Raw genomic sequence first — 11,807 nt, 5'->3', positions numbered from 1 at the left:
GCTACCTCGAGAAGATCTCGAGCGCGGAGAAGAAGTAGGGAATCTCGAAGGCGGCCGACTCGGGCGAGTCGGAGCCGTGCACCGCGTTGGCCTCGATGGACGACGCGAAGTCTTTGCGAATCGTCCCCGCGTCGGCCTTGGCCGGATCGGTGGCACCCATCAGCTCGCGCAGCCGCGCGATGGCGTGGTCGCCCTCGAGGACGATCGGCATGCACGGACCCTGGGTCATGAACGCGCAGAGGCTGCCGTAGAACGGGCGCTCCTTGTGCACGATGTAGAAGCCGCCCGCCTGCGCGGCGGTGAGCTGGATCAGCTTGGCCGCGAGCACTCGGAGGCCCGCCTTCTCGAACCGGGCGATGATCTGCCCCGCGACGCCCTTGGCGACGGCGTCCGGCTTGATGATGGTGAGGGTGCGCTGGACGGCCATCGCGGAGAGTCCCTACCCTTTCTTGCCCACCACGCGGGCGACGGTGGCGCCCATGTCGGCGGGGCTCTTGACGGTGGTGATGCCGGCGGCTTCCATCGCGGCCATCTTCTCGGCCGCGGTGCCCTTGCCCCCGGCGATGATGGCGCCGGCGTGGCCCATGCGGCGCCCGGGGGGCGCGGTCTGGCCGCAGATGAACCCGACCACCGGCTTGGTGACGTGGGCCTTGACGAAGGCGGCGGCCTCCTCCTCGGCGGTGCCGCCGATCTCCCCGATCATCATGATCGAGGTCGTCTCGGGATCGGCCTGGAAGAGCCGCAGCACGTCGATGAAGGTGGTGCCGGTGACCGGATCGCCGCCGATGCCCACGCACGACGACTGCCCGAGCCCGCGCTGGGTGAGCTGATGGACCACCTCGTAGGTGAGCGTGCCGCTGCGCGAGACCACCCCCACGTGGCCCACCTTGTGGATGTGGCCGGGCATGATGCCGATCTTGGCCTGGCCCGGCGTGATCAGGCCCGGGCAGTTCGGGCCGATGAGCCGGCTCGCGGTGCGCGCGAGGAAGGCCTTCACCCGCACCATGTCCGCCACCGGCACCCCCTCGGTGATGCAGACGACCAACGGGATCCCCGCGTCCGCCGCTTCCATGATGGCGTCTGCGGCTGCCGGCGGGGGCACGAAGATCAGCGCGCAATCGGCGCCGGTCGCCTGCACCGCCTCCTCCACCGTGTTCCAGACCGGGAAGCCCTCGTGGATGGTGCCGCCCTTGCCCGGCGTCACCCCGCCCACCACCTGCGTGCCGTACTCCTTGCAGCGGGCCGCGTGGAAGGCGCCCTCCTTGCCGGTGATTCCCTGCACCAGGACGCGCGTCGCGCGACTGACCAGAATGCTCACGGGCGCGAGCTCCGGGCCAGCTCGACGACTTTCTTCGCGCCCTCGCCCATGTCGTTGGCCATGACCAGCGCGAGGCCGGACTCGGCGAGCATCTTCTTGCCCTGCTCGACGTTGGTGCCCTCGGCGCGCAGGACCACCGGCAGCTTGAGGCCGAGCGTCTTCACCGCGGCGATGATCCCCTCGGCGAGCCGGTCCACTCGAAGAATGCCTCCGAAGACGTTGATGAAGACCGCCTTCACGCTCGGGTCCGACGACAGGATACGGAAGGCGTTCTCGATCTGCTCGGGGGAGGCGCCGCCGCCCACGTCGAGGAAGTTCGCGGGCTCACCGCCGGCCAGCTTGATGATGTCCATCGTGGCCATGGCCAGCCCCGCCCCGTTCACCATGCAGCCGACGTTGCCGTCCAGCTTGATGTAGTTGAGGCTGTACTTCGAGGCCTCGACGTCCAGCGGCGTCTCCTCGTTGACGTCGCGCATGGCCACCACGTCCTTGTGGCGGTAGAGCGCGTTGTCGTCGAAGTTGAGCTTGGCGTCGAGCGCCATCACCCGGCCGTCGCGGGTGACCACGAGGGGATTGATCTCCGCCAGCGAGCAATCCTTGTCGAGGTAGGCGCGGAAGAGGTTGGCGATCAAGGCCACGCCCTGCTTGTGGGGGTCGCCGGAGAGGCCGAGCCCGAAGGCGAGGCTGCGCGCCTGGAAGGCCTGCAGGCCCAGCGCCGGGTCGGTCCACTCGCGGAGGATCTTCTCCGGATGGGTGGCCGCGACCTCCTCGATGTCCATGCCGCCGGCCCGCGAGGCCATCACCACGTGGGTGCCCTTGCCTCGGTCGAGCGTCATCGAGAGATAGAGCTCGCTGGCGATCGGGGAGGCCTCCTCGACGAGGACTTTCAGCACCTTGATGCCCTCGGGCGGGGTCTGCGGCGTCTTCAGCATCATGCCGAGGATCTGCCCGGCCGCCGCCTCGGCGCCCGCCGGATCGTCGGCCAGCTTCACGCCGCCCGCCTTGCCGCGGCCGCCCGCGTGCACCTGCGCCTTGACGACGACTCGGCCATTGAGCCGCTGCGCGATGGCGCGCGCCTGCGCGGGGGTGTCCGCCACGTCGCCGGCGGGCACGGCGACGCCGTAGGCCTTGAGGATGGCCTTGCCCTGGTACTCGTGGATCTTCATGCGGTCAGGGCGCGGCTTTCTTGGAGCCCCTGATCTTCCGCAGCACCCACACCACCGGGTCGAAGTTGTCGGCCATCCGCTCCTTCATCGGGATGATGCCGTTGTCGGTGATGTGGATGTGCTCCGGGCAGACCTCGGTGCAGCACTTGGTGATGTTGCAGAACCCGACCCCGGCCTGCTCGCGCACGAAGTCGGTCCGGTCGCGGGTGTCCATCGGATGCATCTCGAGCCCGGCGATCTTGATGAAGAAACGCGGGCCCGAGAAGGACTTCTTGAGGCCTTCGTGGTCGCGGATAACGTGGCAGACGTTCTGGCACAGGAAGCACTCGATGCACTTGTGGAATTCCTGGCCGCGCTCCACGTCCTCCTGCATCATCCGGTAGCGGCCGTCCGGATCCGCGGGCTTCAGGCGCAGCGGCGGCACCTGCTTGGCCTTCTCGTAGTTGTAGGAGACGTCGGTCACCAGGTCGCGGATGATCGGGAACGTCCGCATCGGCGCGACCGACACGACCTCGTTCTCCTCGAAGATGTCCATGCGGGTCATGCACATCAGCCGCGGCTTGCCGTTGATCTCCGCGCTGCACGAGCCGCACTTGCCCGCCTTGCAGTTCCACCGGCACGCCAGGTCGGGGGCGTGGGTGGCCTGGATCCGGTGGACCACGTCCAGCACCACCATCCCCTCGCCACCCTCGACGGTGTACTCCTTGAAGTCGCCGCCGGCGGCGTCGCCGCGGAACACCCGCATCGTGAAGGTCTTTGCCATCACTGCCTCTCCTGGACGAGGGCCTTCAGCTCGGGAGGCATCTGGGGCAGCGGCTCGCGCCGCAGATCGATCCGGTCGCCCTGCTGCCGGGAGACCAGATTGACCGCCCCCCAGGTGTCGTCGGTGTACGGGTGGTCCTCGCGGGTGTGGCCGCCCCGGCTCTCCTTGCGCTCCAGCGCGGCGAGCGCGCAGCATTCCGACACGGTCAGGAGCGAGGCCAGGTCCAGCGCCACGTGCCAGCCCGGGTTGTAGACGCGGCCGCCGTCGACGTGCACCCGGGCCGCGCGCTGCTTGAGCACCGCGAGCTTCTCGAGCGCCTGTTGGAGCTCGGCCTCGACCCGGATGATGCCGACCAGGTTGTGCATGGTGTCCTGCAGGTCGGCCTGGATGGTGTACGGATTCTCGCTGCCCGAGCGGGTGAAGGGCTCGAGCAGGGTGCGCGCGATGGACTCCACCTGACCGCCGTCCACCGTGAGCCGACCGCCCAGGTTCTTGCAGTAGAGCGCGGCGTGCAGCCCGGCCCGGCGCCCGAACACGAGCAGGTCGCCGAGGGAGTTGCCGCCGAGGCGGTTGCTGCCGTGGAGCCCGCCCGCCACCTCGCCGGCCGCGAAGAGGCCGGGCACGGTGGCCGCGGTGGAGTCGGCGTCCACCCGCACCCCGCCCATGACGTAGTGCATGGTGGGCCCCACCTCCATCGGCTCCTTGGTGATGTCGACGCCGGCCAGCTCCTTGAACTGGTGGTACATCGAGGGCAGGCGCTTGCGGATGTAATCGGCGTCGCGCCGCGTGCAGATGTCGAGGAACACCCCGCCGTGCACGGTCCCGCGGCCCGCCTTCACCTCGGAATTGATGGCGCGGGCCACCTCGTCGCGCGGCAGGAGATCCGGGGTCCGCCGGTTGTTCTTCTTGTCCTGGTACCAGCGGTCGGCCTCCTCCTGGCTGTCCGCGGTCTCGGCCTTGAAGAACTCGGGGATGTAGTTGAACATGAACCGCTCGCCCGCGGTGTTCTTCAGCGTCCCGCCGTCGCCGCGCACGCCCTCGGTCACCAGGATGCCGCGCACCGAGGGGGGCCACACCATCCCGGTCGGGTGGAACTGCACGAACTCCATGTCGATGAGGTCCGCGCCCGCCCAGAAGGCGAGCGAGTGGCCGTCGCCGCTGTACTCCCAGGAGTTCGAGGTGTACTTCCACGCCTTGCCGATGCCGCCGGTGGCCAGCACGATGGCCTTGGCCTTGAAGAGGACGAACTTGCCGGTGTTGCGCCAGTAGCCGAAGGCCCCGCACACCCGGTCGCCGTCCTTGAGCAGGCGCTCGATCTTGCACTCCATGTACACCTCGATGGCCTGGTGGATCGCGTGGTACTGGAGCGTGCGGATCATCTCGAGCCCGGTGCGGTCGCCCACGTGGGCCAGCCGCGCGTAGCGGTGGCCGCCGAAGTCGCGCTGCGAGATGAGCCCGTCCTTGGTCCGGTCGAAGAGCGCGCCGTAGCGCTCGAGCTCCAGCACGCGCTCCGGGCTCTCCTGGGCGTGAAGCTGGGCCATGCGCCAGTTGTTCAGCATCTTGCCGCCGCGCATGGTGTCGCGGAAGTGGACCTGCCAGTTGTCCTCCGGCCACACGTTGCCCATCGCGGCGGCGATCCCGCCCTCGGCCATGACGGTGTGGGCCTTGCCGAGGAGCGACTTGCAGACCAGCCCGACCGACACGCCCTGGGCCGCCGCCTCGATGGCCGCCCGCAGCCCGGCGCCGCCCGCGCCGATGACCAGGACGTCGTGCTCGTGGGTCTCGTATTCGACGGTCGCCATCAGATGATCCTCCAGTCGCGGATGATCCCCATCGAGACCAGCCGGATGTAGAGATCCGTCAGGCCCACGCTGAACAGCGAGAGCCAGGCGAACATCGGGTGCCGCTCGTTGAGCCGGGTGAAGAACTTCCAGACTCCGTACCGCGCGGGGGCCTTGGAGAAGACGTCCACGTGGCCGCCGCACACGTGGCGGCAGGAGTGGCAGGAGAAGGTGTACCCGGCCAGGAACAGCACGTTGATCCACATGACGATGGTGCCGACCCCGATGCCGAAGCCGTCCGGGAAGCGGAAGGCGAGGATCGCGTCCCAGGTGAGCATCCCGATGAAGAGCACCGCGACGTACCAGATGTAGCGGTGGAAGTTCTGCAGGAACAGGGGGAAGCGGGTCTCCCCGGTGTAGCCGGCCTTGGTGTCCCGCACCGCGCACGCGGGCGGAGCCAGCCAGAACGAGCGGTAGTAGGCCTTGCGGTAGTAGTAGCAGCTCAGCCGGAAGAGGCCCGGGCCGGCCAGGATCAGGAACGCGGGCGACAGCACGCCGACGATCGGCAGCGACACGTCCGGCACGGTCCACGAGCCGAAGCTGTGATGCAGGCAGGCCTTGGTGATGCACGGGGAATAGAAGGGCGACAGGTACGGGTCCGCGAAGTAGTGCGCGTTCTGGAACGCGGCCCACGTCGAGTAGATGATGAAGGCCAGCAGCACCACCACCACCGTCACCGGCAGCGCCCACCACGAATCCCGGCGCAGCGTCGCGGCCGCGATCGGCGCGCGCGCCTCCCCGAGGATGCGTCCGCCCTGCCTCTGCGCGGTTGCCCCGTTCATGACCGCTCCTCCCTCGCGTAAGCCTTCATGCCATCCTGGTAGAGATCGCCGCCGTGGCAGTCGTTGACCACGATGGCGGGAAATCCCGCGACCTCGAGCCGGCGGATCGCCTCGGTGCCGAGGTCCTCGTAGGCCACCACCTCGAGCTTCTTCACGAAGGCGGAGAGCACCGCGCCCGCGCCCCCGATCGCCCCGAAGTAGACCGCCTTGTGCTGGCGAAGCGCGTCCTTCACCGGCTGCGAGCGGGCGCCCTTGCCCAAGGTGCCCTTGAGGCCCAGGCTCAGCAGCTTCGGGGTGAATTTGTCCATGCGCCCGCCGGTGGTCGGGCCGATGGAGCCGACCACGTGGCCCGGGCGCGCCGGCGAGGGGCCCGTGTAGTAGATGATCTGGCCGCGCACGTCGATGGGCAGCGGCGTCCCCGCCTCCATCAGCGGCAGCAAGCGCGCGTGGGCCGCGTCGCGGGCGGTGTACATCACGCCGGTGATCCGCACGCGGTCGCCCGCCTTCAGCGAGGCGACGTCCTCGTCGCTGAGCGGCGGCGTCACCTCCTTGATCCCGTCGGTCCCGGTCGTGATCACAGCACCGCCTCCTTGTGCCGGTGCGCGTGGCACTCGATGGTCACCGCGACCGGGAGGCTGGTGATGTGACACGGGTACGTGAGGATGTGGATGCCGAACGCGGTGGTGTCGCCGCCGTAGCCCTGCGGGCCGATGCCGAGTCGGTTGGCGCGGTCCAGGACCTCGCGTTCGATCGCGGCCACCGCCGGATCCGGGTGGGACGCGCCCAGCTCGCGGAAGAGCGCCTTCTTGCTGAGCCGTGCCGCCTGCTCGAAGGTGCCGCCGACGCCGACCCCCGCGATGAGCGGCGGGCAGGCGTCGGGACCGGCGGTGCGGATGCACTCGAGGATCCACTCCTTGACGCCCTCCACGCCCTCGGCGGGAGTGAGCATCTTGTACTTCGAGCGGTTCTCGCAGCCGCCCCCCTTGGCCATGATCGAGATCTTGAGCTCCGACCCGGCCACCACGTCCAGGTGGATCACCGCGGGCGTGTTGTCGCCGGTGTTCACCCGGTCGAAGGGCGAGCGGACGATCGACGCGCGCAGGTATCCTTCCTGGTACCCCTGCCGCACCCCATCGTTGATCGCCTCGTAGAGGCCGCCACCGGTCACGTGCACGTCCTGCCCCAGCTCGACGAAGCAGACCACGAAGCCGGTGTCCTGGCAGTACGGGATCTTCTTCGTCCGCGCCAGCTCCGCGTTCTGCTGGAGGATCTGCAGCACCTGCCGGCCCGCCGGGGAGCGCTCCTTCTCGAGCGCGCCCGCGAAGGCCCGCAGCATGTCGGGCTCCAGCGAATAGTTCGCCTCCATGCAGAGTTTCTTGACCGCGTCGACGATGGAGGAGACGTGGATCTCGCGCATGGCGGACTAGAGCTTCAGCTTCTCGACCAGCTCGCGCACCGCCGCGGCCGACTTGTCGAAGGCGGCCTGCTCGTCCTTCTGCAGCTTGATCTCGATGATCTGCTCGACCCCCTTGCGGCCCAGCTTCACCGGGACCCCCACGTAGAGACCCCTGGTGCCGTACTGCCCGTCGAGATAGGCCGCGCAGGGCAGGATCTTCTTCTTGTCCTTGAGGATGGCCTCCACCATCTCCACCGCGGAGGCCGCGGGCGCGTAGTAGGCGCTGCCCGACTTGAGGAACGCCACGATCTCCGCCCCGCCGTTGGCGGTCCGGGTCACCAGGGCCTGGATCCGGTCGGCGGGCAAGAGATCAGTGATCGGGATGCCCGCCACCGTGGAGTAGCGCGGCAGCGGCACCATGGAGTCGCCGTGGCCGCCCAGCACGAAGGCGGTCACGTTCTCCACCGACACGTCCAGCTCGCGCGCGATGAAGGTGCGGAAGCGCGCGGAGTCGAGCACACCCGCCATGCCGATGACCCGCTCGGCCGGAAAGCCCGATTTCTTCCAGGCCAGCTGCACCATCGCGTCGAGCGGGTTGGTGACCAGGATCAGGATCGCCTGCTTCGAGCGCTTCACCACCTGCTCCACCACCGAGCCCACGATCTCCGCATTCTTGAACAGGAGGTCGTCGCGGGTCATGCCCGGCTTGCGGGCCAGGCCGGCGGTGATCACCACGATATCGGAGTCCGCGGTCTCGTCGTAACCGTTGCTACCGACCAGGCTCGAGTCGTAGCCGTGCACCGGCCCGGCCTGGGCCAGGTCCAGCGCCTTCCCCTGCGGGATGCCCTCGACCACGTCGACCAGCACCACGTCGCCCAGCTCGCGCTCCACCGCGTACTGGGCCACGGAGGCGCCGACGTTGCCGGCGCCGATGACCGAGATCTTGGGCCGCGCTGCCATCACATCGACTCCATGTTCCGGACGATCGCGGTGCCGAACTCCGAGCACTTCACTTCCTTGGCGCCGTCCATCAGGCGGGCGAAGTCGTAGGTCACGACCTTCTGGCCGATGGTCTTCTCCAGGCCGGCGACCACCCGGTCCGCCGCTTCGGTCCAGCCCATGTAGCGCAGCATCATCTCGCCGGAGAGGATGACCGAGCCCGGATTGACCTTGTCCTGGCCCGCGTACTTTGGCGCGGTCCCGTGGGTGGCCTCGAACAGCGCGTGACCCGTGTCGTAGTTGATGTTGGCGCCGGGAGCGATGCCGATGCCGCCCACCTGCGCGGCGAGGGCGTCCGAGATCAGGTCCCCGGTCAGGTTGCAGCACGGGATCACGTCGAACTCGTCGGGCCGGGTGAGGATCTGCTGCAGGAACGCGTCGGTGATGGCGTCCTTGACCAGCATCTTCCCCGCCGGCGGCTTGCCGCCGCAGTCGTCCCAGCCCACCAGCCGGTCGGAGAACTCACGCTTGGCCAGCGCGTAGCCCCACTTCATGAACATCCCCTCGGTGTACTTCTGGATGTTGCCCTTGTGCACGAGGGTCACGTTGCGGCGCCCGTTCTCCACCGCGTAGCGCATCGCGGCCCGGATCAGCCGCTCGGATCCCTCCTTGGAGACCGGCTTGACGCCGATCGAGGAGGTGTTGGGGAAGCGGATCTTCTTGACCCCCATCTCCTTCTGGAGGAAGTCGATCACCTTCTTCGCCTCCGGCGTTCCCTGCTCCCACTCGATGCCCGCATAGATGTCCTCGGTGTTCTCCCGGAAGATCACCATGTCGATCTTCTCGGGGTGCTTCACCGGGGAGGGCACGCCCTTGAACCAGCGCACCGGCCGCAGGCACACGTAGAGGTCCAGCTCCTGGCGCAGGGTCACGTTGAGCGAGCGGAAGCCCTCACCCACCGGAGTGGTGAGCGGGCCCTTGATCGCCACCAGGTACTGACGGATCACGTCGAGGGTCTCGGGGGGTAGCAGGTTCGGCGGGCAGTCCGTTCCGTACACCGTCGCCGCCTTCTCGCCCGCGTAGACTTCGGCCCACGCGATCTTGCGCTTGCCCTTGTAGGCCTGGGCCACCGCGGCGTCCAGCACGCGCACCGACGCGGCCCAGATGTCCGGGCCGGTGCCGTCGCCCTCGATGAAGGCGACGATCGGATGGTCGGGAACCTGCAGCTTGCCGTGGCCGATGGTGATCTTCTCGCCCGCCGGGATCTTGACTCTCGCTGCCGCCATTGGACCGTCTCCCTTGCTCTGAGTTATGTGAGGGCGTTCAGGGCTGAGCCCGCCTTGAACCACCCGATCTGCTCGTCGGTCATCGTGTGCAGGCACTGGATGCTGACCGTCTTGCCGTCCGGCTTGTGAATGACCACCTCCACCGGCGTGCCCGGCGTCAGCGTGGCGAGGCCGCGCACGGACACGCGGTCGGCCTGCTCGAAGAGGTCGTAGTCGCCGGCCTTGGCGAACGTCAGCGGCAGGATGCCCTGCTTCTTGAGATTCGTCTCGTGAATGCGCGCGAAGCTCCGCACGATCACCACCTTGCACCCGAGGTAGCGCGGGGACATGGCGGCGTGCTCGCGGCTCGATCCTTCGCCGTAGTTCTCGTCGCCGATCACGACCCAGCTGACGCCGCGCGCTTTCAGGTCCCGCGCGTTGGCGGTGAAGGTGGCCACCTGGCCGGTGACCGGATTGGCGCCCTTGCCGGCTTCCCCGGTGAAGGCGTTGACCGCGCCCAGGAACATGTTGTCGCTGATCCGGTCGAGGTGGCCGCGGAAGCGGAGCCAGGCGCCGGCGGGCGAGATGTGGTCGGTGGTGGTCTTGCCCTTAGTCTTCACTAAGATGGGAAGTTCACCGAAATCCCGGCGATCCCAGCGCGGGAACGGCTGCAGGAGCTGCAGGCGCTCGCTCGTCGGCGAGATGGCCACCTGGATCTTGTCGCCGTCGGTGGCGGGCGCCTCGAAGCCCTCCTCGCCCTTCACGAAGCCCTGCGCGGGCAGCTCCTCGCCCTCCGGCGCGGTGAAGCGGAACGGCTTGCCGTCGGGACCGGGAATCGTCCCGTGCACCGGATCGAACTCGAGCGTGCCCCCGAAGGCCAGCGCGGTGACGATCTCGGGGCTGGTCAGGAACGACAGCGTCGACGCGCTGCCGTCGTTGCGCCCCGGGAAGTTGCGGTTGAACGAGGAGACGATGGTGTTGGTCTCCTCCTTGCCCACATCGCTCCGCTTCCACTGGCCGATGCAGGGCCCGCACGCGTTGGCGAGCACGGTGCCCCCGATCCGCTGGAAGGTCTCCATGATGCCGTCGCGCTTGATCGTCTGATAGATGCGCTCGGAGCCCGGCGTGACCAGGAACGGGGTCTTGGCCTTGATGCCCGCCTTCAACGCCTGCATGGCGATGTGGGCGGCCCGCCGCATGTCCTCGTAGGAGGAGTTGGTGCACGAGCCGATCAGGGCCTGCTTGATGGTGGCCGGCCAGCCTTCCTTCTTTACTTCCGCGGCCAGCTTGGAGACGGGCCGCGCCCGGTCCGGCGAGTGCGGACCGACGATGTGGGGCTCGAGCTCGGAGAGATCGATCTCCACTACCTCGTCGTAGAACTTCCGCGGATCGCGGATCGCCTCGGGATCGGCCACCAGGTGCTGGCGGTGCTGCTCGGCCAGCCGCGCGATGTCGGCCCGATCGGTGGCGCGCAGGTAGGCGGCCATGCGGTCGTCGAAGTGGAAGAGCGAGGTGGTGGCCCCCAGCTCCGCGCCCATGTTGCAGATGGTGCCCTTGCCGGTGGCGCTGATCGATTCGGCGCCCGGTCCGAAGTACTCGATGATCTTGTTGGTGCCACCCTTCACGGTCAGCAGCCCGCACAGATAGGTGATGACGTCCTTGGGCGAGCTCCAGCCCGAGAGCTTGCCGGTGAGGTGCACGCCGATCAGCTTCGGATCGAGCACCTCCCAGGCGAGCCCGGCCATCGCCTCGCCGCAGTCGGCGCCGCCGACGCCGATGGCGGCCATGCCGAGGCCGCCCGCGTTCGGGGTGTGGGAATCCGCGCCGATCATGAGCCCGCCCGGGAAGGCGTAGTTCTCGAGCACGACCTGATGGATGATGCCGGCGCCGGGCTTCCAGAAGCCGATGCCGTACTTCCTCGAGGTCGAGTGGAGGAAGTCGTAGACCTCGCGGTTCTCGTCGATCGCGCGCTGCATGTCCGCGGCGGCGCCGCTCTCCGCGCGGATCAAATGGTCGCAGTGCACCGTGCTCGGCACCGCCACCTGCTTCTTGCCCGCCTGCATGAACTGCAGCAGCGCCATCTGGCCGGTCGCGTCCTGCAGGGCGACACGGTCCACGCGCAGCCGCAGCTGGGCTCGGCCCCGGCTCCACTCCTGCCTGGCGAAATCGTCGGCGTGGGCGACCAGGATCTTCTCGGCCAGGGTGAGCGGGCGGCCGAAGCGCCGGCGGGCCTCCTCCAGCTTGCCGGGCATGGATTCGTACAGCCGCTTGATCTGGTCAACCGCCATGGTGGGCCTCCCTGACCGCCAAGTATCCGGAATGACAACCTTACGACCC

General features: G+C 68.5%; 11 protein-coding genes. All 11 read right to left on the bottom strand.

Going from position 1 to position 11,807, the window contains the following annotated elements:
* Position 1: 1 nt before the first annotated feature.
* The 11 genes from ndk to VKN16_23505 are packed head-to-tail and all read right to left on the bottom strand — an operon-like array spanning position 2 to position 11,758.
* Positions 2–427, bottom strand: coding sequence for a nucleoside-diphosphate kinase (gene ndk / locus VKN16_23555; GenBank protein HME97190.1), 426 nt, complete (start codon positions 425–427; stop codon positions 2–4).
* A gap of 12 nt (positions 428–439) precedes the next feature.
* Positions 440–1,318 carry a succinate--CoA ligase subunit alpha gene (gene sucD, locus VKN16_23550; protein HME97189.1) on the bottom strand — a complete coding sequence of 293 codons (879 nt, stop codon included), beginning with the start codon at positions 1,316–1,318 and terminating at the stop codon, positions 440–442.
* The gene (sucC, locus tag VKN16_23545; GenBank protein ID HME97188.1) at positions 1,315–2,484 is read right to left on the bottom strand and encodes an ADP-forming succinate--CoA ligase subunit beta; all 1,170 of its coding nucleotides are present in this window, start codon (positions 2,482–2,484) and stop codon (positions 1,315–1,317) included. Before sucC ends, sucD begins: the two co-directional genes overlap by 4 nt.
* A 4-nt stretch (positions 2,485–2,488) precedes the next feature.
* Positions 2,489–3,247 (bottom strand): succinate dehydrogenase/fumarate reductase iron-sulfur subunit, encoded by a 759-nt coding sequence (locus VKN16_23540; GenBank protein HME97187.1) that lies wholly within the window; start codon positions 3,245–3,247, stop codon positions 2,489–2,491.
* Complete coding sequence (locus VKN16_23535; GenBank protein ID HME97186.1) at positions 3,247–5,049, bottom strand: fumarate reductase/succinate dehydrogenase flavoprotein subunit; 1,803 nt, start codon at positions 5,047–5,049, stop codon at positions 3,247–3,249. Before VKN16_23535 ends, VKN16_23540 begins: the two co-directional genes overlap by 1 nt.
* Positions 5,049–5,870 carry a hypothetical protein gene (locus VKN16_23530; GenBank protein ID HME97185.1) on the bottom strand — a complete coding sequence of 274 codons (822 nt, stop codon included), beginning with the start codon at positions 5,868–5,870 and terminating at the stop codon, positions 5,049–5,051. Before VKN16_23530 ends, VKN16_23535 begins: the two co-directional genes overlap by 1 nt.
* The gene (locus tag VKN16_23525; protein HME97184.1) at positions 5,867–6,448 is read right to left on the bottom strand and encodes a Fe-S-containing hydro-lyase; all 582 of its coding nucleotides are present in this window, start codon (positions 6,446–6,448) and stop codon (positions 5,867–5,869) included. Before VKN16_23525 ends, VKN16_23530 begins: the two co-directional genes overlap by 4 nt.
* A complete protein-coding gene (locus VKN16_23520) occupies positions 6,445–7,287 on the bottom strand; it encodes a fumarate hydratase (GenBank protein ID HME97183.1) in 843 nt (280 codons plus the stop codon). Before VKN16_23520 ends, VKN16_23525 begins: the two co-directional genes overlap by 4 nt.
* 6 nt (positions 7,288–7,293) lie before the next feature.
* Positions 7,294–8,226 (bottom strand): malate dehydrogenase, encoded by a 933-nt coding sequence (gene mdh / locus VKN16_23515; protein HME97182.1) that lies wholly within the window; start codon positions 8,224–8,226, stop codon positions 7,294–7,296.
* Positions 8,226–9,491, bottom strand: a complete 1,266-nt coding sequence (icd, locus tag VKN16_23510) for an NADP-dependent isocitrate dehydrogenase (GenBank protein HME97181.1) — start codon at positions 9,489–9,491, stop codon at positions 8,226–8,228. Before icd ends, mdh begins: the two co-directional genes overlap by 1 nt.
* A 23-nt stretch (positions 9,492–9,514) precedes the next feature.
* Positions 9,515–11,758, bottom strand: coding sequence for an aconitate hydratase (locus VKN16_23505; GenBank protein HME97180.1), 2,244 nt, complete (start codon positions 11,756–11,758; stop codon positions 9,515–9,517).
* Positions 11,759–11,807 lie beyond the last annotated feature (49 nt).

This window comes from Candidatus Methylomirabilota bacterium (assembly GCA_035315345.1).
Lineage (GTDB): Bacteria > Methylomirabilota > Methylomirabilia > Rokubacteriales > CSP1-6 > CAMLFJ01.
Note: the sequence above shows the minus strand (reverse complement) of the source record. Positions and strands in the feature narration are given on the sequence as shown.